This window comes from Streptomyces sp. NPDC050264 (assembly GCF_040655895.1).
In the GTDB taxonomy this organism is placed as follows: Bacteria; Actinomycetota; Actinomycetes; order Streptomycetales; family Streptomycetaceae; genus Streptomyces.
Window position 1 is genome coordinate 355,296 of the sequence record NZ_JBFAKV010000002.1, and the last position, 18,522, is coordinate 373,817.

The window sequence follows — 18,522 nt, forward strand, 5'->3', positions numbered from 1 at the left end:
GGCCGGTGGAGGGGAGTTCGGTGATGGGGCGTGGATCGTTGCGTGTCATGCGGCTACTATATGGCAATGGTTTCCATTTTCAATATGGGGGCCACTCGACGAGAGGCAGGAGAATCCGTGTCCGCCCACTGCCAACTGACCGGCGCCCAGCCGGGCTTCGGCAACAACATCTCCCACTCGCACCGGCGCACATCGCGCCGGTTCGACCCGAACATCCAGCGCAAGCGCTACTGGCTGCCCAGTGAAGGACGGCACGTACGCCTGGTGCTGAGCGCCAGGGCGATCAAAACGGTCGACGCCATCGGCGTCGAGGCAGCCGTCGCCCGCATCCGGGCGCGAGGGGTGAAGGTCTGATGGCGAAGAAGAGCAAGATCGCGCAGAACGAGAAGCGCAAGGCGGTCGTCGCGCGCCACGCCGCACGCCGTGCGGAGCTGAAGGAGATCATCCGCCGGCCCGGCACCGCGTTGGCCGAGCGGGCCGCGGCGGTCGAGGAACTGCGCCGCCAGCCGCGCGACGCCAGCGCGACCCGGGTGCGCAACAGGGACAGCGTGGACGGCCGCCCCCGCGGTCACCTGCGGAAGTTCGGGCTCTCCCGGGTCCGGATGCGTGAACAGGCGCACGCCGGTCACCTTCCCGGGGTGACCAAGTCCTCGTGGTGATGCCTGGGCATCGATGACGGGTGGTGGTGCGGCGCCGGCCGCACCACCACCCGTCGCTCTTCTCCCCGGTCCCGGGCCGGCGTCAGGCTCTCAGTGCCGCGCGACTCCGCTCAGCTCGTTGGGGGCCTTCGGGAGCTCCGTGGTGGCCAGCCGCTTGCCCGACTCGATGTCGATGGCCAGCAGCTTCTTGCCCGACGGATCCGAGACGTACGCGGTGTGGTCGCGCACGAACAGAGCCGGGCGGGCCTGCTGCCAGTCCAGCGGCTCCTGCCACGAGCCGAGGACCGAGATCTTCTTGGTCACCTTGCCCGTGGCGGGGTCGATGACATGGATATTGCCGTCGGTGCCCAGGACGAGCGCCTCGCCGTGCGGGCCGCGCGCCAGCGACCGGAAGGTGTAGCTCGTGCCGAGGTCGACGAGCCGCATCGTGCCCGTCTCGGTGTCGATGAGCGAGACCTGCTCCGGGCGTTCCAGTTCGGCGTCCTTGTCCTTCTTGTAGTCACCGAGGACGACGGGGGACTCGTCCGTCCCGGCCTGGTTGCCGGTCCGGCCGTACTCCGTGGGGCTGTTCACCTTCTTGATGGCGCCGTCCTTGTAGATCAGGACGCCGTCCTCGCAGCCGATGACCACCGCCTCGCCCTGTGCGGTCGCCTCCCCGTGGACGCCGGGGCACTTCTCGCTGCGGGTGATCTCCTTGCGGTCCTCGTCCAGTACGGCGATGCCGACGCGCTTCTCCTCCGTGCCGAGCGTGGTCACCAGCGTGCCGTCGGCGAGCCGGATGGCGACGCCGTGGTGCGGGGCGGCGGAGGTGTAGGTCTCGGCCTTCGGCTTGGTGCCGCCCAGCTCCTTCGGGTCGAAGATCGTGACCTCGCCGGTGCCGTCCGCGAAGAGGATGGTTCTGCCCGCGTGGCGTACGACGTGTCCCGGCTTGCTGCCGGCGAACTCGACGTCGGTGAGCTGTCGTCCCGCCGCGTCGAGCACCCGGAAACCGGTCGAGGTGGAGACCATGACATGACGGTCGTCGCCCGCGGGGCTGACCCGGTTGAACCCCTTGAGCGGTATGTCCTCCTTGAGCTTCAGCGTCTTCCCGTCCAGTACGTACAGACCCCCGTCGTACGTGGTGACGATCGGGTCCGCGACCGGGGCGGCCGGTGAACCGGAAGCCTTGTCCGCTGTCCGCGCCGTGGACTTCTTGTCGTCGCTCCCGCAGGCGGTGAGCGTGGCGGACACCGCGAGCAGCGCGGCGACGGCAGCCGCGGTCCTCGGGCGTGTCACATGCTTCATCACGTGTTTTCCTCTTTCGTGTTGTCGCCTTCGACCGGCGACAACGTGGCTATTCGGCGCCCAGGCCCGTGGCGATGGACGTGGTGTTGGCGCGCATCATTTGCAGATAGGTGGCGGCTCCCTCTCCTTTCGCGGTGAGGGATTCCGAGAACAGCGGTACGACGTCGATGTCGAGGTCGATCTCGCGCTTCAGTACTTGTGCCAGCCGGTCGGGCTGGGAGGAGTCGGCGAAGATCGCCTTCACGCCCGCCGTCTCCACCGCGGTGGCGAGGGATTCGAGGTCCGAAGCGCTCGGCGACGCGAGGGTGGTGCCGCTCGGAATCACCGCGCCCACGATCCGGAACCCGAAACGCCGCGCCAGATAGCCGAAGACGTGATGGTTGGTGACCAACTGGCGCTGCCCGGCCGGGATTTCGTCGAATTCGCTCCGCATCCACGCCGTGAGTTCGGTGATCTGCGCTCCGTAGGCGGACGCGTTCTTCTCGACGACGGCCTGGTCGATGCCCCCGACGTGCTCGGTGACCTCGTCGGCTATGAGTCCGACGGCCTTGCGGACCCGCTCGGGATCGGTCCAGAAGTGCGGGTCGGGTTCGTCGGCGGATTCGCCCGCCGTGTAGGTGATCGGACCGACGGCTTCCCCGACCGCGAGGGTGGGGGTCCCGGCGTCTTCGGCGGCCTCCACGTGCCGCAGGACGTTCTCCTCCAGGCCGAGACCGTTGTGGACGACCAGGTCGGCCCGCTCGATGGACGCCGCCTGCGGAGCCGAGACGCCGAAGGAGTGCGGATCGGCGCCGGCCCGCATCAGCACGGTCACCTCGGCCTCGTCGCCGACGACATTGCGGGTGATGTCACCGAGGATGTTCGTGGTGACGACCACCGTGGGGCGGTGCTCCTCGCTCGCGGCGCATCCGCTCACCCCCAGGAGGAGAACGCCGGCCAGGGACGCGAGCAGGAGGCGCGCGGGTGCCCAACTCCTGTGCACGGTAGGGGAATCGGTGCTCATCGGCCGGTCTCCACCATGTACGTCGGGGCGAAGCCGAGGGGGAAGGTCCGGGCGAGCCGGAGCCGGTCGTTGTAGTCGATCTCGTAGACCTTCCGGGCCGCGGCGTCGTTGACGTACGCACGGCCGGAGTCGACCTCGATGGCGGCGGACCCGGCCCCCTTCGTGAGGAGTTCCTTGCGGGCGACGCTCTTCCTGGCGGCGATGTCGTAGGCGGTGAGCACGCCGTCCGTGCCGAGCGCGAGCAACGGCGCGCCCTCCCCGGCGGTGTTGGCGGCCACGACCGGGCCGGTCTCGATCCGGGTCCAGGCACGATCGGTGACGTCCAGGACCCAGACGGCGTCCTCGCCGGACCGGGCCGCGAGCGTGGTGCTGCCCGCCCGGTGGCGGAAGTCGACGGCCCGCTCCGAGGCCTTGACCTGCGTGCCGTACGGGATCTTCGCCGCCTCGAACGTGCCCTTGTCCTCGCTGACGAGCAGTGCGCCGTCGGCGCATCCGAACACCACACCCCGCCGCGTGACGGCCTCGCCGCGTGCCTGCGCGCACGGCTCCTTCAGTGCGGTGACCCGTGCGCCCGCCCGGTCGCGGACCTCGACGCGGTCCTCTCCGGCGCCCGCGGCGGTGACCAGCAGATGTTCCGCGTAGGGGACGACCGCTCCGCTTCCGGTGCCGGCCAGGGTCCGGCCCCGGGGGACGGCGCCCTCCTCGAACTTCGTGCGGTCGAGTACGCGGGTGCCGCCCTGCGCGGAGGAGACCGCGGTGACGGCCTGATCGCTGTGGACGCGGGAGGCGTCCGTCCCCGCGAGGGGGCCTACGTCGCGGATCGCGGCGCGGTAGTAGTGGACGTGGTCGCCGTGATCCACCGTCCAGGCACCGGAGTCGACGACGCGTGTGCCGCCGCCGGCGCTCAGATAGGCGAAGCGGCCGTCTGTGCGCAGACCGTGGATGTCGTCACTGGACCGGAGCGAGGTGACGTCCTCGGTGATCAGGTCCAGGACCTTGACCGCTCCTGTGTCCGTGTCCGCGAGGACGAGCCGCGACTGCTGCTCGGAGGCTTCCTCGGCTCCCTCGACGTACCCGTGGGGTCGCGCCGATTCCGAGGCCGGGGTCTTGGAGGGGGCCTTCGCGTCACTGCTGCCCTGACAGCCGGCGAGCAGCGCGCAGCCGGCAAGTGCGGCGCAGGGGAGTGCGGTTCGGGTTCGGGTCCTTCTGCGTGTCATGAGGGGTGTCCGTATTCCATGTGCGGTCGGTCGCTGTGCGAGAGGTCGGTGTGCGGTCGGTCGGTCGTGGCGGCGGGGGGAGTGGGCCGGCCCCACCGGCGGTGAAGTCCGGAGGCGGCGGTGGAGAGCAGGAACTGGACGACCGCGGTCGCCGCGATGCTCGCCCCGGCCGCCGTGTGGAGGTGCCAGGAGAGGAGCAGGCCGAGGAACGTCGCACTCGCCCCCAGGCCGGCGGCGCCGGCCATGATCACCGGGATGCGCCGCGCCCACGGCAGCACGGCCGCGGGCGGCGCGATCAGCAGGCCGAAGACCAGCAGCGTTCCCACCACGTGGAATGACGCGACGACGGCCAGCGTGAGCAGGGCCAGCAGTGCCGCGTGCGCGAGGCGTGGCCGCAGGCCCAGGGTGTGGGCCTTGCGCTCGTCGAACGCGAGGGCGACGAACGGCCGGTAGCCGAGTACGGAGATCACCAGCGCGATGGCCAGCGCGCCCCCGAGCGTGGCCAGGTCGGCCGGGCGCACGGCGAGCACGTCACCGAAGAGGAAGCCGGTCAGGTCGACCGCGAACGACTGCGAACGCGAGACGATGATCACGCCCAGCGACAGCATCCCCACGAAGAGCAGGCCGATGCTGGTGTCTTGCGACAGGCGGGGCGACCGGCCCACGGCGCTGACGCCGAGCGCCATGACGGCCGCGCTCAGGGCGGCGCCGATAAGCAGGTTGCCTCCCAGCAGCGCGGCGAGCGCGATGCCGGGAAGCATGCCGTGCGACATCGCGTCGCCGAAGAAGGCCATGCCGCGCAGCACGACCCACGTACCGGCCAGGGCGCAGATCAGCGACACGAGGATGCCGCCCCACAGGGCCCGTTGGACAAAGGTCACCTCGAAGGGGCCCGTCAACCATTCCATGCGGCGGACACTACAATGAAAATGATTATCACTTCAATGAGGCGAAGCGGGAAGAGGCACGGGACATGCAGTGGCAGGTAAGGCTCGACGGGGTGTCGGCCGGTTACGCGAACCGTGCGGTACTGGACCAACTCACCCTGCGCATACCGGCGTTCACCACCACCGCGGTGGTCGGCCCGAACGGCGCGGGCAAGTCCACGCTGCTCGGCGTGGTCGCCGGAGTGATCCGGGCGACAGCGGGCCGGGTGGAGCACCGGAGCGAGGGGTCCGCGGCGCTGGTGACGCAGCGGAGCAGGGTGGACGATGTGCTCCCCCTGACCGTGCGGGACGCCGTCGCGATGGGGAGGTGGGGGCACCGCGGGTTGTGGCGGCGGCTCTCACGGCAGGACCGGGCCGTGGTCGAAGCGAGCATGGACCGGCTCGGCATCACCTCCCTGGCCCGCCGGCAGCTGGGAGAACTGTCGGGCGGGCAGCGCCAACGCGCCCTCGTCGCACAGGGGCTGGCGCAACAGGCGGACCTGCTCCTGCTCGACGAGCCCACCACCGGCCTCGACGCGACGGCACAGCGGATCATCTCCGACGTACTGGCCGAGGTGACGGAGGAGGGGGTGACGGTCCTGCAGGCGACCCATGACCTCGACGCGGCGAGATCGGCAGGTCACGTCCTGCTGCTCCAGGAAGGGCGGCTGCGGGCGGAGGGGGACCCCCGAAAGGTGCTCACCGGTGATGCGATCGAGGAGGTCTGGCAGCTGCCGCGGCGGGCGTGAGGCGCCTCGGGTCAAGGGGGCGCGACCGGCAGTGGCGCCGGCGCGGGGCGGCCACGTATCGACGGCGCGGCGGGGGAGGCGGGGCGGGAAGCGTGCGATCCGTCATGGTCGCGACCGTCCCCGAACCCCGCCACCGCACACCTCAGGAGTGCTTGTACGCGACCACGGCCGTCGTCACCAGGCACGGCGACGGCGGCACGACCGCGACGCGCAGGGTGCCGCGGGCGGCGTCGTAGTCGATGCCCTCCGCCTCGAACGTGCCCGAGCAGACACTGCGCTGCGGGATGGCGAACACCGTCGTGACGTGGCCCGTGACCGGCTTGCCGTCCAGGGGGCGGTCGAGGGCGACCCCCAGTACCTCCTTGGCCGCGTCGTCGGACGAGCAGAGCAGATGCGTGGCGTCGGTGAAGTCGCAGCCCTGGATGTTCTCGACGGACATGTCGAGGGTGATCTGCCCGGCCTGCGGAAGGTTCGCGCCGGGGGCGGGCGCGGACGTGTTCAGGACCGGCGTGGGGAAGACCTGGAGCCGCTTCATGGTGCCCCACTCGCCGGACACCAGCCACTGCCCGTCGGGCGATACGGAGGCGAACGAGTTGTTGAGCAACTCTCCCCCGTCCAGGGCGTGTTCATAGGTCGTGCGCTTGCCGTCCGGGGCCGTCGCCGCGAACATCTTCCTCGTCGCGTCGTCGCCGCCCTGGTACGCGTCGAACGTGTAGCCGTCCGCCACGTCCGGGTCCCCGATATGCGTCCAGCCCGCTATCCGCAGATCCAGCGGGACCGAGGCGAGCCCCCGCTGCACGAGCGAGCCGTCGGCGCGGCTCGCCAGGCCCTGACTGCCGGTGAGCGAGTTCACGTAGCTCGTGCCGGTCTCGGTCCAGGCGGGTGCGGCCGTGGCCGACGCGGTGCCCGCGCCGAGGGCGAGCGCGCCCGTCAGTGCGGCCAGGGTGAGGAGTTGGCGTCTCGTGTGCCGGTTCATGGGGGGCCTCCGCCGGTCGAAGATCAGGTCGGGGACCAGGCTGCCCTACGATCACGCCATGAGGCTGACGATTCTCGGCGGTGGCGGATTCCGGGTGCCCCTCGTGTACGGAGCGCTGCTCGCCGACCACGCTCCAGGCAGGGTCACCGAGGTCACGCTGCACGATGTCGACGCGGACCGGCTACGGGCCATCACCGGCGTACTGCGAGAACAAGCCACCGGCGTGCCCGACGCGCCCGCCGTGCGGGCGACGACCGATCTAGACGAGGCGCTGCGCGGCGCCGACTTCGTCTTCTCGGCGATCCGGGTCGGCGGCCTCGCGGGCCGTGCCGCGGACGAACAAGTCGCTCTCGCGGAAGGCGTGTTGGGGCAGGAGACGGTCGGCGCGGGCGGCATCGCCTACGGGCTGCGGACCGTGCCCGTGGCCGTGCACATCGCGCGCCGGGTCAAGGAGGTGGCCCCCGACGCCTGGGTCATCAACTTCACCAACCCGGCGGGCCTGGTCACCGAGGCCATGTCCCGGCACCTGGGCGACCGCGTCATCGGCATCTGCGACTCGCCCGTCGGCCTCGGGCGCCGCGTCGCCCGGGTGCTCGGCGCGGACCCCGCCGACGCCTGGGTCGACTACGTAGGACTCAACCATCTCGGCTGGCTGCGCGGCCTGCGGGTGCGTGGCCGCGACGAACTGCCCCGCCTGCTGGCCGACGAGAAGCTGCTCGGTTCCTTCGAGGAGGGCCGCCTCTTCGGCACGGACTGGCTGCGCTCGATCGGCGCGATCCCCAACGAGTACCTGCACTACTACTACTTCAACCGCGAGACCGTCCGCGCCTACCGGGAGGCCGAGCGCACGCGCGGCGCCTTCCTCGCCGACCAGCAGACCGCGTTCTACGCCGGTCCCTCCTACGCGAGCTGGGACCGCACCCGCGCCGAGCGCGAGGCCACGTACATGGCGCACAACCGGGAGGCCTCCGGCGCGGGCGAGCGCGACGCCGCCGACCTGGAGGAGTCCGGCGGCTACGAGAAGGTGGCCCTCGCCCTGATGCGGGCCATCGCCCGCGACGAACGCGCCACGCTCATCCTCAACGTCCGCAACCGGCGCACCCTCGCGGCACTGGACGCGGACGCCGTCATCGAGGTGCCCTGCCTCGTGGACGCCAACGGCGCCCACCCGGTCGCCGTGGACCCGCTGCCGCTGCACGCCACCGGCCTGGTGACCGCCGTGAAGGCCGTGGAGCGCGAGGTGCTCGCGGCGGCCGAATCGGGGTCGCGCGCCACCGCCGTGAAGGCGTTCGCGCTGCATCCTCTCGTGGACTCAGTGACGGTGGCCGACCGCCTGGTCGACAGCTACATCGGCGCGCACTCAGGACTCGCCTACCTCTCCGGTGGAGGTCGCCGTAAGGACGTGTAAAGGCGTGTAAAGACGGTAGTGCTAAGGGGCGGCCTGAAAGGCCGCCCCTTTTGCGTTCGGACGTCCGGTCATCGCACCCCGCGGCGGAAGCAACTCCTCCGCAGGTGTGATGCGTTCTACAGAGAGAATCTGAGAATTTCCTCAGGAGTGTGACGTCGGAGAGTCACCATGGGCTTGACTTGGTGGCCCCTCAACTAGGAGTACTCATGCGACCGTTCGCCCTGAAATACGCTCGCGCCGCGCGAGAGGCCGAGGTCAGCGCGGTGTACACGTACGACTCCGCACTGCAGTTGAATGTGCTGCCCGACGGCGGAGTGGCCGCGCGCGACTACGCAGTGTTGCGAGAATGTGCAGCCACCACGTCCACCGCGGGATCCAAAACCCATTTCGACGACTGAACGGCCGCGCGGAAATGACGGTGCTGATCCTGACGAGCGAACAGGATGTGACGGCCGACATGGCCGTCGTCGAATTGAACGCCAAGGGAATCCCGGTCCTCCGGCTCGACCCGGCCGAACTGCCCGGCGGCGTCGACGTGTCGGGGGAGTACGCGCACGGCGTGTTCCACGGCCACCTCTCCGTCGGCGGACGCGTGGTCAGCATGGGCGGACTGCGCTCCATCTGGGTGCGCAGACCCGGTACGCCCGCCGCGCGGTCCCCGGCCGCCTCGGCATGGCTCACCGAGGAGACCTCGCAGGCCCTGTACGGGATGCTGCGCTGTACCGACGCGCGGTGGATGAACCATCCCGACGCCGCCCGCCAGGCACGGCACAAACCCTGGCAGTTATGGCTGGCGCGGGAGTGCGGGCTGCCGGTGCCGGCCACGCTGATCACCACATTCCCGCGCGTGGCGCGGGCCTTCGCCGAGCGCTACCCCGACCTGGTCGTCAAACCGGTCTCCGGGGCGCACCCCGGTGAGGGGGCGCTCGCCGTGCCGACGACCCGGGTGCGGCCCGGCGAGGACTACCAGGACGTGGCGCACGGGCCGACGCTGCTGCAGCGCAGGGTGCGCAGAATCGCCGACATCCGCGTCACCTGCGTCGGCGACCGGGTGTTCGCCGCACGGTCGCAGAGCGACGCGGACGCCGCCGGTGACATCGATGCCACCGGTGCCGCCGACGCCGCCGATGGCATCGTCGACGTCCGCTTCGATCCCGGCGCCGGGCCCTGGCGGCCGGTGAGTGTGCCGCGGCGCGTCGCCGACGGCGTCCACGCCTATCTCGGCCGGGCCCGGCTGGCGTACGGCGCCTTCGACTTCGCCGAGGACACCGACGGGATCTGGTGGTTCCTGGAGTGCAACCAGTCCGGCCAGTTCGGTTTCGTGGAGATCGAGACCGGGCAGCCCATCGGCCGGGCCGTGGCGGAGTGGCTCGCGGGAGAGCCGCTCGGGCCGACCGGGGCGCCGCCCGTGCCCGATCCGCTGCAGGACGCGGACCCGACATGCCCTTGATCTTTACGTGGCGGGGGCCGGCGGGATACGAGAGGGGTGGTGCCCGACGCCGGGCACCCTGGCCGAGGGAGCCACCGCATGACCGACGCATCGCCCGAGTGCACCACCCGGCAGGGCGCCGTGCGCGGCCGCACCGAGCGCGGGGTGACCGCGTTCCTCGGAGTGCCGTACGCCGCCGCGCCGTTCGGGCCGCGCAGGTTCGCCGCGCCCGCGCCCGCCGAGCCGTGGAGCGGGGTGCGCGACGCCACCGCGTACGGGCCGACCGCGCCCAAGCCCCCGTACGCGCCGCCCTTCGACGTGCTCATCCCGGAGACGTCCGTGCCCGGCGAGGAGTGCCTGAACCTCAATGTCTGGACCCCGGAACCGGGCCCCGGCGCACGCCTTCCCGTCATGGTGTGGCTGCACGGCGGCTCCTTCTCCAACGGTTCCGCGAACTCCTCCGGGTACCGCGGCGAGACGTTCGCCCGCGACGGCGTCGTCTTCGTCGGCGTCAACTACCGCCTGGGCACGGACGGTTTCCTGCACCTGCCGGGCGCCCCGGACAACCGCGGCCTGCTCGACCAGATCGCCGCGCTTGAGTGGGTGCGCGACAACATCGAGGCGTTCGGCGGCGATCCGGACCGCGTCACCGTCTTCGGCGAGTCGGCCGGCGCCATGGCGATCGGACTGCTGCTGACCGAGCCGCGCGCCCGTGGCCTGTTCCGGCGGGCCGCGCTGCAGAGCGGGGCCTGCCACCACTTCGTCCGGCCGGACACGGCGCACCGGATCGGCGAGCGGATGGCGCGGAGCCTCGGGGTCGCGCACTCGGCGGAGGCGTTCGCGGCCGTCCCCCTGCCCGAACTGACCGCGGCCCAGGACGCCCTGCGGGCCGACTACGCGTCCAGGCCGGACCCGGCCGTCTGGGGCGACGCGGCCCTCAACGGCATGGTCTTCGAACCGGTCGCCGAACGGCTCGCGCTGCCCGGCCCGGACCTCGGCGTTGACCTCCTCATCGGCAGCAACCGCGAGGAGAACCGCCTGTTCATGGTCCCGACCGGCCGCTTCGCCACGATCACCGAAAAGCGCGCCCGCCGGGGCGCGGCGGCCTACGGCATGGACCTCGACCGGTATGCGGCGTCCCGCCCCGGCGCGAGCCCGGGCGAACTCCTGGAGGCGATCGGCACCGACTGGTTCTACCGGATCCCCGCCGCGCGCCTGGCCGAGTCCGTCCCCGGCTCGTACGTCTACGAGTTCGGCTGGCGCTCCCCGCGCTTCGACGGCGAGCTCGGCGCCTGCCACGCCGTCGAGATCGGCTTCGTCTTCGACCTGCTCGACGACCCCGACCATGTCCCGCTGGTGGGCGAGGAGGGCCCGCGCGATCTGGCCCGTACGGTCCACGCGGCGTGGGTGGCGTTCGCGTCCACCGGCGATCCGGGCTGGCCCGCGTACGACCCGGCGGGGGAGCGGACGACCATGGTGTTCGACGACGGCGCCTGCCGCGCCGAGGCCGATCCGCGGGCGGCGGAGCGGGAACTCTGGCACGACGTGCGGTGACACGCCGGTCGCGGGTGACTTCGCGCATCAGCCGCGCACATTTTGCGCGACTGTCACTTCAGTTCCCTTTCCTTTCACCCCGGTCGTCTTGAACACTCCCCGTTGCCCCTCATCGCGGACGGACCACCACCGAAGCAACAGGAGACCCCCACACTCATGACCGAACTCAATCGGCGCCGCTTCCTCCAGATCGCCGGCGGCACCGCCGCCTTCACGGCGCTGTCCGGCTCCATCGACCGGGCCGCCGCCATCCCCGCGGCGCGCCGCAGCGGAACCGTGCAGGACATCGAGCACATCGTCGTCCTCATGCAGGAGAACCGTTCCTTCGACCATTACTTCGGGTCGATGAAGGGCGTCCGCGGCTTCGGTGACCCGCGCCCGGTGACGCTGCCCAGCGGCAAGCCGGTGTGGAACCAGTCGAGTGCCGGCAAGGAGACCCTGCCGTACCACCCGGACGCCGACGACCTGGGCATGCAGTTCATCGCCGGTCTCGACCACGACTGGGCCGGCGGGCACAGCGCCTTCAACAACGGCAAGTACGACAACTGGATCGCCGCCAAGGGCACCGGCACGATGGCGCACCTCACGCGGGACGACATCCCGTTCCACTACGCCCTCGCCGACAAGTTCACCGTCTGCGACGACTACCACTGTTCGTTCATCGGCGCGACCGACCCGAACCGCTACTACATGCTCACCGGCCACGTCGGCAACGACGGCACCGGCGGCGGACCGGTCCTGGGCAACGAGGAGGCGGGGTACGGCTGGACGACGTACGCCGAACGCCTGGAGAAGGCGGGCGTCTCCTGGAAGGTCTACCAGGACATCGGCGACGGCCTGGACGCGGCGGGCGGCTGGGGCTGGATCGACGACGCCTACCGCGGCAACTACGGCGACAACTCCCTGCTGTACTTCAACAATTACCGCAACGCCAAGCCCGGCGACCCGCTCTTCGAGAAGGCCCGCACCGGCACGAACGCCAAGGCGGGCGACGGCTACTTCGACCTCCTCAAGTCCGACGTGAAGGCCGGGAAGCTGCCGAAGATCTCCTGGATCGCGGCCCCCGAGGCGTTCTCCGAACACCCCAACTGGCCCGCGAACTACGGTGCTTGGTACGTCTCCCAGGTCCTCGACGCCCTCACCTCCAATCCGGACGTGTGGAGCAAGACGGCTCTGTTCATCACGTACGACGAGAACGACGGCTACTTCGACCACGTCGTGCCGCCCTACGCGCCCGCCTCGGCGAACCAGGGCCTCTCGACCGTCGACACGAAGCTCGACTACTACCCGGGCGGCAGCCGCGCCGCGGGCCCCTACGGGCTCGGCCAGCGCGTGCCCATGATCGTGGTCTCGCCGTGGTCGACGGGCGGCTACGTGTGCTCGGAGACCTTCGACCACACCTCGATCATCCGCTTCATGGAGAACCGGTTCGGGGTCAAGGAGACCAACATCTCGCCGTGGCGCCGGGCCATCTGCGGCGACCTCACCTCGGCCTTCGACTTCTCCCTCAAGGTCACCGACCCGGCCGACCTGCCCGACACCGCCGGCTTCGAGCCGCCGGACCGCGAGCGGCACGACAGCTATGTGCCGAAGCCGCCCGCGCAGGGCGCGCTGCCCAAGCAGGAGAAGGGCGCGCGGCCCAGCCGGCCGCTCGGGTACGCGCCCTACGTCGACGGCGCGCAGGACGTCGGGACCGGCAAGTACAAGCTGACGTTCAGCGGCGGCGCCACGAAGGGCGCGGCCTTCCAGGTGCGCTCCCAGAACCGCACCGACGGCCCCTGGACCTACACGGCCGAGGCCGCCAAGTCGCTCTCCGACAGCTGGAACTCGGCCTACTCCAGCGGTAGTTACGACCTCACGGCACACGGCCCGAACGGCTTCCTGCGCGCCTTCAAGGGCAACAACAAGGTCGCCGAGCCGGAGGTGACCGCGCGGCACGACGGCGGCACGGGCAATCTGAAGCTGACCCTGAAGAACCCGACCACCGCCGACGTCCACCTCACGGTCACCAACGCCTACGGCGGACAGCCGCAGACGTACACGGTGCGCGCCGGTGCCACCGTGGCGCAGACCGTCGACCTGCGCGCCACCAAGCGCTGGTACGACCTGAAGATCGTCGTCGAGGGCAACGCCGGATATCTGCGGCGCCTCGTCGGGCACGTCGAGAACGGCCAGGCCGGCGTGAGCGACCCGCTCATCGCGACCGCCTGATCACCGCCTGAGTATCACCTGAACCGTGTGCCCCTGCGCCCCTGTCACGGCAGAGGCGGAGGGGCACACATCACATGTGCTGAGCCTGGATGGGCCCATGGGGTGGCGCGATAGTGTGCCCCGGTGACGACGCAATCGAACACCCCTGCAGGTTGGTACCCGGACCCTCAGGGGGCTCCCCAGGCGCTGCGGTGGTGGGACGGTTCCCAGTGGACCGAGCACACGCACGCCCAGGGGCAGGCCCAGGCGCCCGCCGCGGGGCAGGTTCAGCAGCAGCCGCACCAGCCGCAGGCCCAGCCGGCCCAGCAGCCCTACGGTGCCCAGGCGCAGCAGAACGCGGACGTGGGCCGGGTGCAGCGTCAGGTGCAGCAGCAGGCCGGGGTCGCGCCCGCCGGGCGGGGCGGCGGCTCGCTGTTCACCGAGCCGGTCCTGGTGGTGAACCAGAAGGCCAAGCTGATCGAGATGACCAACGAGTACACGGTCATGGACCAGCACGGGAACCAGCTCGGCTCGGTCACCGAGATCGGCCAGAGCAGCCTGAAGAAGGCGCTGCGCTTCGTCTCCAGCGTCGATCAGTTCATGACGCACAAGCTGGAGATCCGGGACGCGTACCACCAGCCGCAGCTGGTGCTCACGCGCCCCGCGAAGTTCATGAAGTCGCGCGTCGTCGTGGAGCGTCCGGACGGGTCGCCGGTCGGTGAGATCGTCCAGCAGAACATGATCGGCAAGATCAACTTCGCGATGAACGTGAACGGCCAGCAGGTCGGCGCGATCAAGGCGGAGAACTGGCGGGCCTGGAACTTCGCGATCGTCGACCACGCGGACCAGGAGGTCGCCCGCATCACGAAGACGTGGGAGGGCCTCGCCAAGACGATGTTCACGACCGCGGACAACTACGTGCTGCAGATCCACTTCCAGCTGCCCGAGCCGCTGCTCAGCCTCGTCGTGGCGACGGCCCTGACGGTGGACACCGCGCTGAAGCAGGACTCGCGCGGCTTCGGGTGACCGGGCCGCCGACGCGTGCGCAAGGGGGCGGGCCCGCGACGGGCCCGCCCCCTTGCGCGTGGCAGGCCCTCAGGACGCGCGCAGGGTGAGCGGTTCGGGCTCGGGCTGAGCCGGGAGGGCCGGCAGTGTCACGACGGTGGCCTGCGGCTGCGGCTGTGCCTGTGTCCGTGCCTGGCTGGGCGGTGCCGGAGTCCGGGTCAGCAGGAGCACCCCACGCGCCGCCAGCACCGCTCCGGCGCCGGCGAGAACGACCCCCGCGACGCCGCCCTGCAACCGCTCGCCCAGCAGGGACAGGCCGATGACCGCGGCGGCCACCGGGTTCGCCAGCGTCACCATCGCGAGCGGCGCGCCGAGCCCGCCCCGGTACGCGGTCTGGGAGAGCAGCAGGCCGCCCGCGGCGAACGCCGCGACGAGCAGCGCCACCACGATCACCTGCGGGGCGAGCAGCGGGCCCGAGCGGTCCGTCGCCGCGACGGTCACGGTCTGGGTGAGCGCGGAGGCGACGCCGGAAGCGACCCCGGACGCGGTCGCGTGCCGCAGGCCCGGCTTCGCGCCGCGCCGCGAGAGGACACCGATGAACGCGGCCGTGGCACCCGCCACCGCGAGCGCCTCGGGCAGCGAGAGCGTGTCTTCGGGGGCGGGCCCCGACGCCGTGACGAGCAGCGTGCCCAGGCCGGCCAGGGTGAGGGCGGTGCCCCGCCACTCGCCCGCCGTGACGTGCCGGCCGGCGATCCGGGCACCCAGCGGCACGGCCGCGACGAGCGTGAGCGCGCCGAGCGGCTGCACCAAGGTGAGCGGCCCGTACTTGAGCGCGGCGACGTGCAGCAGCGCGGCCCCGGCGTTCAGGACGACCGACCACCACCAGGAGCCGGTGCCGAGCAGCCGCCACAGGCTCGCCCCGGCGCCTGCGGTGCGGGCGGCGAGACGTTCCTGGGCCACCGCCGCGGCGGCGTAGGCCACCGCGGAGACCAGGGAGAGCGCGACGGCGAGCAGGGTGGCGCTCATCGGCCGGCCCCGCTCGTGACGAGTTGCGGGGCGGTCGCCACCGAGGTGGACCCGGGCGTCGGGGAGACCCGCAGCGGTATGCGCAGCGGCTGCATCCGCTCCAGCACGTCCGCGGCGGACAGCGAGTCCGGGGGCGTACGGAACGCGGCCGTGGGCTGCCAGGGCGCGGGCTCCAGCGTGCCGCGCGCCCGCAGGGCGGCCGGTGCGGCCGTGGTGGTGGGGGCGGGCAGCAGATGGCGGCGGATCGCGGCCGGACCGCCGACGGTGTGCGGCATCCGTACCACCGCGAGGGCGATGGCGAGCAGTGCCGTCGCCACGATCGCGTCGAGCCAGTAGTGGTTCGCGGTGCCGACGACCACGAGCAGGGTGAGCAGCGGGTGCAGCAGCCACAGCCAGCGCCAGCGCGACCGCGTGGCGACGATCAGGCCGACGGCGACCATCAGGGCCCAGCCGAAGTGCAGCGACGGCATGGCCGCGAACTGGTTGGCCATGGTGTCGGTGGCCGGCTTCGCCGCGTACACGGAAGGCCCGTAGACCTGCGCGGTGTCGACGAGGTGCGCGGCCGCCAGCATCCGCGGCGGCGCCAGCGGGAAGCCGAGGTGCAGGACGAGCGCCGCGGCCGTCAGCACGGCGAGCACGCGCCGCGTCCACACGTAGTGGAGCGGGCGGCGCAGATACAGGTAGGCCAGCAGGGCGAGCGTGGCCGGGAAGTGCACGGTCGCGTAATAGGTGTTCGCGATGTGTACGAGGGCGTCGCTGTGCAGCAGAACGCTCTGGATCGCGCCCTCGCCCGGGAGGTGCGCGGCGCGCTCGAAGTGCCACACGTCGTCGGCGTTGCGGAACGCCTCGGCGGTATGGCCGTTGGCCAGCTGTCGGCCGAACTTGTAGATGAGGAAGAGTCCTACGACCAGCAGGAGCTCGCGGACCAGGGGTGGTCGGGCAGATCGGCTGTCCGGCTCCGGTTCGGCAGGCTCGGTAAGGGAATCCATCCCCCGGCCCCTTTTCGTGACGACTGGGTGGTGCGTGGTGGTTCAGCTGCGCTGGTGGCGCGTCGGTGAACGCGGCCCCGAACCGCATTCATCGATACGCCAGTGTACCGATACGCCAGTGTACCGAAACGATGGCGTACCGGTACACTGGCGTATCGATAGAGGGTGTGATCTCATCGACACGAACCGCAGAGCGAGGAGTGGAGCCATGACGACGCGAGAACAGGCCACCGCCACAGCGACAGTGGCGCCCGCCTCGCGCCGTTCCAAGATCACCCCCGAGCGTGCGCAGGAGTTCTACGACGCGGTCCTCGACCAGCTCCGCAGGAACGGGTACGACGCCCTGACCATGGAGGGCGTCGCGGCCCAGGCCTGCTGCAGCAAGTCCACCCTGTACCGTCAGTGGAAGACGAAACCGCAGCTCGTGGCCGCCGCGCTGCGGGCCGGACGCTGTACGAAGTTCTCCGCGTCCGACACGGGCAGCCTCGCGGGAGACCTCGTGGCCGCCGCGCGCAACGCGGCGGGGCAGGCGCTCCCGGACACGGCTCTGCTGCAGGCTCTCGGGCACGCGGTGCGCCAGGACGGCGAGCTGAAGGGCGCGCTGCGCGAGGCGCTGGTCGAGCCGGAGCTGGCGTCGATCGACGCGATGATCGAGCGGGCCGTGGCGCGTGGCGAGATCGCCGCCGGCCACCCCGCACTGCCTTATCTGGCCGCGCAGCTCTTCGGAGTGATGCGCAGCCGTCCCTTCCTGGAAGGGCGCGACGCCGACGCCGACTATCTGGTCGGCTTCGTCGAGAGCGTACTGATCCCGGGACTCGGCCTGACCGCTTCGGATCGGGCCACCTGAACGGGAGGCCACCGGTCGCAGGGATGACCGGCCGGTGGTCTGCCCGCGCCGCACCGTGGGGACGGGGGCGGCGCGCACCCCCGGGCCGGGCGGGTTCCTCCACGAGCGGAGGGGAACCTGCCCGGCCCCAGGGTTTCAACGGTGCGTTTTCAGCGGTGCGTCTGTGAGGGCTCAGACATCCTGGCCGTCGCCGCCGCCCGTGTCGCCGGTGACCTCGGCCTTCTTGATGCCCTTGACGAGCTTGTCGATCGCCGCGTCGTCCGGCCCCGCGGCCTTCTCCTTGCTGGTCCGCGGTATGTCGACGCCTATGCGGACGACGACGAGCGTCTTGGAGTCGGCCGGCGAGGGGAACGCGACCGACTCCACCCAGGCGTCGATCTTCGACTTGGTGTCCACGTTCCAGCGGACCCGGTAGCCCTGCTCCCCGGCGACCGTGACCTTCTCGGACAGCAGCTCGTCGTGCTGGATGATCCCGCCGTAGACCTTGCCGCCGTAGGACGCCTTCGCGTTCTTGAGGATGTCCTCCTTCGCCGCCGCCTCCGCGGTCGTCCCGTCGAGCTTGAGGCTCTTCGCCGACGAGGTGGACGCGCCGCCCTTCACGCAGCTCTGCTCCACGTCGTCGGGGCACTTGTACGTGCCCGTCTGCACGCCGGCGACGCCCGCGCCGTCGGAGCCCGTCCAGCCGTCGAGGACCGGCAGCGCGACCCCGTTCACGATGTCGGTGGCGAAGCCGTCGTCGAGTGGTGCCTGCGGCGAGCCGGGCGCCTCGGGCGAGGCGCTGCCGCCGCCACCGCCGCTGTTGCCGCCGGGACCGCCGGGCCCCTGCGGCTCCCTGGGCTGTTGCGAATCGGCGCCCGCTTTGTCGCTCTTGCCGCTGCCGCCGTCGCCCGACGTGAGCGCGAACACCCCGCCGACGATGCCGGCGAGCACGACCACCGCGACCCCGGCCGCGATCGCGATCCGCGTCCGGTTGCGTGGCTTCGGCGGCAACTGGCCGGGATGCACCGGATAGTTACTGTATGCCGGAATGGTCCCGGGCGCGGTCGGCTGCTGCGCCAGCGGCGCGGGACCCGGCGCGGCCGCCTGCGGCGGGAACGGCGGCGGGGTGGTGGCGGGCCGGGTCTGGTCCGTCCAGCGGCTGCCGTCCCACCAGCGTTCGGTGCGCGGGCCGTCGGGGACCTGGCCGGGGTCGGGGTACCAGCCTGCGGGAGTCTGCGACGTCATGGACGGAACAGTATGAGGCGTGCCTGAAAAGGGGAT

At 71.3% G+C, this 18,522-nt stretch carries 18 protein-coding genes; 10 read left to right on the forward strand and 8 right to left on the reverse strand.

What is annotated here, in order from left to right; translation table 11 throughout:
- Positions 1–117 precede the first annotated feature (117 nt).
- Positions 118–354, forward strand: coding sequence for a 50S ribosomal protein L28 (rpmB, locus tag AB0J02_RS04330; protein WP_363192032.1), 237 nt, complete (start codon positions 118–120; stop codon positions 352–354).
- On the forward strand, positions 354–659 hold the full coding sequence (rpsN, locus tag AB0J02_RS04335) for a 30S ribosomal protein S14 (RefSeq protein WP_363192033.1): 306 nt from the start codon (positions 354–356) through the stop codon (positions 657–659). Before rpmB ends, rpsN begins: the two co-directional genes overlap by 1 nt.
- Positions 660–749: 90 nt before the next feature.
- Here the strand turns inward: rpsN and aztD are convergent, their stop codons facing one another.
- From aztD to aztB, 4 genes are read right to left on the reverse strand one after another with little or no spacing between them, the layout of a single operon-like run.
- Positions 750–1,943, reverse strand: a complete 1,194-nt coding sequence (gene aztD / locus AB0J02_RS04340) for a zinc metallochaperone AztD (protein ID WP_363192034.1) — start codon at positions 1,941–1,943, stop codon at positions 750–752.
- Positions 1,944–1,992: 49 nt separating this feature from the next.
- Positions 1,993–2,946 (reverse strand): zinc ABC transporter substrate-binding protein AztC, encoded by a 954-nt coding sequence (gene aztC, locus AB0J02_RS04345; protein ID WP_363192035.1) that lies wholly within the window; start codon positions 2,944–2,946, stop codon positions 1,993–1,995.
- Positions 2,943–4,163, reverse strand: a complete 1,221-nt coding sequence (locus AB0J02_RS04350) for a hypothetical protein (protein WP_363192036.1) — start codon at positions 4,161–4,163, stop codon at positions 2,943–2,945. The genes aztC and AB0J02_RS04350 overlap by 4 nt, the downstream gene beginning before the upstream one ends.
- Positions 4,160–5,071, reverse strand: a complete 912-nt coding sequence (gene aztB / locus AB0J02_RS04355) for a zinc ABC transporter permease AztB (protein ID WP_363192037.1) — start codon at positions 5,069–5,071, stop codon at positions 4,160–4,162. Before aztB ends, AB0J02_RS04350 begins: the two co-directional genes overlap by 4 nt.
- 65 nt (positions 5,072–5,136) lie before the next feature.
- Between aztB and aztA the strand changes: the two genes are divergently transcribed.
- The gene (aztA, locus tag AB0J02_RS04360) at positions 5,137–5,838 is read left to right on the forward strand and encodes a zinc ABC transporter ATP-binding protein AztA (RefSeq protein ID WP_363192038.1); all 702 of its coding nucleotides are present in this window, start codon (positions 5,137–5,139) and stop codon (positions 5,836–5,838) included.
- Between the two features lie 142 nt (positions 5,839–5,980).
- Here aztA and AB0J02_RS04365 read toward each other — a convergent pair whose 3' ends face one another.
- The gene (locus AB0J02_RS04365; protein ID WP_363192039.1) at positions 5,981–6,814 is read right to left on the reverse strand and encodes a hypothetical protein; all 834 of its coding nucleotides are present in this window, start codon (positions 6,812–6,814) and stop codon (positions 5,981–5,983) included.
- A 58-nt stretch (positions 6,815–6,872) separates the two neighbouring features.
- On the opposite strand from AB0J02_RS04365, the gene AB0J02_RS04370 reads away from it, so the two are divergent.
- From AB0J02_RS04370 to AB0J02_RS04395, 6 genes are all read left to right on the forward strand, one after another.
- Positions 6,873–8,222: a 6-phospho-beta-glucosidase gene (locus AB0J02_RS04370; RefSeq protein WP_363192040.1), complete on the forward strand. Its 1,350-nt coding sequence runs from the start codon at positions 6,873–6,875 to the stop codon at positions 8,220–8,222.
- A gap of 206 nt (positions 8,223–8,428) precedes the next feature.
- A complete protein-coding gene (tgmA, locus tag AB0J02_RS04375) occupies positions 8,429–8,620 on the forward strand; it encodes a putative ATP-grasp-modified RiPP (protein WP_363192041.1) in 192 nt (63 codons plus the stop codon).
- Between the two features lie 14 nt (positions 8,621–8,634).
- Positions 8,635–9,672, forward strand: coding sequence for an ATP-grasp ribosomal peptide maturase (tgmB, locus tag AB0J02_RS04380; RefSeq protein ID WP_363192042.1), 1,038 nt, complete (start codon positions 8,635–8,637; stop codon positions 9,670–9,672).
- 78 nt (positions 9,673–9,750) lie between these two features.
- A complete protein-coding gene (locus tag AB0J02_RS04385) occupies positions 9,751–11,205 on the forward strand; it encodes a carboxylesterase family protein (protein WP_363192043.1) in 1,455 nt (484 codons plus the stop codon).
- 156 nt (positions 11,206–11,361) lie between these two features.
- Positions 11,362–13,416, forward strand: coding sequence for a phosphocholine-specific phospholipase C (locus tag AB0J02_RS04390; protein ID WP_363192044.1), 2,055 nt, complete (start codon positions 11,362–11,364; stop codon positions 13,414–13,416).
- Positions 13,417–13,539: 123 nt separating this feature from the next.
- On the forward strand, positions 13,540–14,421 hold the full coding sequence (locus tag AB0J02_RS04395; protein WP_363192045.1) for a phospholipid scramblase-related protein: 882 nt from the start codon (positions 13,540–13,542) through the stop codon (positions 14,419–14,421).
- A 69-nt stretch (positions 14,422–14,490) separates the two neighbouring features.
- Here AB0J02_RS04395 and AB0J02_RS04400 read toward each other — a convergent pair whose 3' ends face one another.
- Both AB0J02_RS04400 and AB0J02_RS04405 read right to left on the reverse strand, forming a co-directional pair.
- Positions 14,491–15,426, reverse strand: coding sequence for a hypothetical protein (locus AB0J02_RS04400; protein WP_363192046.1), 936 nt, complete (start codon positions 15,424–15,426; stop codon positions 14,491–14,493).
- A complete protein-coding gene (locus tag AB0J02_RS04405; RefSeq protein ID WP_363192047.1) occupies positions 15,423–16,415 on the reverse strand; it encodes a phosphatase PAP2 family protein in 993 nt (330 codons plus the stop codon). The genes AB0J02_RS04400 and AB0J02_RS04405 overlap by 4 nt, the downstream gene beginning before the upstream one ends.
- A gap of 208 nt (positions 16,416–16,623) precedes the next feature.
- On the opposite strand from AB0J02_RS04405, the gene AB0J02_RS04410 reads away from it, so the two are divergent.
- On the forward strand, positions 16,624–17,262 hold the full coding sequence (locus AB0J02_RS04410; RefSeq protein WP_363192048.1) for a TetR/AcrR family transcriptional regulator: 639 nt from the start codon (positions 16,624–16,626) through the stop codon (positions 17,260–17,262).
- A 171-nt stretch (positions 17,263–17,433) separates the two neighbouring features.
- Here the strand turns inward: AB0J02_RS04410 and AB0J02_RS04415 are convergent, their stop codons facing one another.
- Positions 17,434–18,486 carry a DUF2510 domain-containing protein gene (locus AB0J02_RS04415; protein ID WP_363192049.1) on the reverse strand — a complete coding sequence of 351 codons (1,053 nt, stop codon included), beginning with the start codon at positions 18,484–18,486 and terminating at the stop codon, positions 17,434–17,436.
- Positions 18,487–18,522: the final 36 nt, after the last annotated feature.

Bases quoted from the DNA above. Each gene is read 5' to 3' on its own strand.
- rpsN (WP_363192033.1), top strand. From the start codon at position 354: ATGGCGAAGAAGAGCAAGATCGCGCAGAACGAGAAGCGCAAGGCGGTC.
- aztD (WP_363192034.1), bottom strand. From the start codon at position 1,943: ATGAAGCATGTGACACGCCCGAGGACCGCGGCTGCCGTCGCCGCGCTG.
- aztC (WP_363192035.1), bottom strand. From the start codon at position 2,946: ATGAGCACCGATTCCCCTACCGTGCACAGGAGTTGGGCACCCGCGCGC.
- AB0J02_RS04350 (WP_363192036.1), bottom strand. From the start codon at position 4,163: ATGACACGCAGAAGGACCCGAACCCGAACCGCACTCCCCTGCGCCGCA.
- aztB (WP_363192037.1), bottom strand. From the start codon at position 5,071: ATGGAATGGTTGACGGGCCCCTTCGAGGTGACCTTTGTCCAACGGGCC.
- aztA (WP_363192038.1), top strand. From the start codon at position 5,137: ATGCAGTGGCAGGTAAGGCTCGACGGGGTGTCGGCCGGTTACGCGAAC.
- AB0J02_RS04365 (WP_363192039.1), bottom strand. From the start codon at position 6,814: ATGAACCGGCACACGAGACGCCAACTCCTCACCCTGGCCGCACTGACG.
- AB0J02_RS04370 (WP_363192040.1), top strand. From the start codon at position 6,873: ATGAGGCTGACGATTCTCGGCGGTGGCGGATTCCGGGTGCCCCTCGTG.
- tgmA (WP_363192041.1), top strand. From the start codon at position 8,429: ATGCGACCGTTCGCCCTGAAATACGCTCGCGCCGCGCGAGAGGCCGAG.
- tgmB (WP_363192042.1), top strand. From the start codon at position 8,635: ATGACGGTGCTGATCCTGACGAGCGAACAGGATGTGACGGCCGACATG.
- AB0J02_RS04385 (WP_363192043.1), top strand. From the start codon at position 9,751: ATGACCGACGCATCGCCCGAGTGCACCACCCGGCAGGGCGCCGTGCGC.
- AB0J02_RS04390 (WP_363192044.1), top strand. From the start codon at position 11,362: ATGACCGAACTCAATCGGCGCCGCTTCCTCCAGATCGCCGGCGGCACC.
- AB0J02_RS04400 (WP_363192046.1), bottom strand. From the start codon at position 15,426: ATGAGCGCCACCCTGCTCGCCGTCGCGCTCTCCCTGGTCTCCGCGGTG.
- AB0J02_RS04405 (WP_363192047.1), bottom strand. From the start codon at position 16,415: ATGGATTCCCTTACCGAGCCTGCCGAACCGGAGCCGGACAGCCGATCT.
- AB0J02_RS04410 (WP_363192048.1), top strand. From the start codon at position 16,624: ATGACGACGCGAGAACAGGCCACCGCCACAGCGACAGTGGCGCCCGCC.
- AB0J02_RS04415 (WP_363192049.1), bottom strand. From the start codon at position 18,486: ATGACGTCGCAGACTCCCGCAGGCTGGTACCCCGACCCCGGCCAGGTC.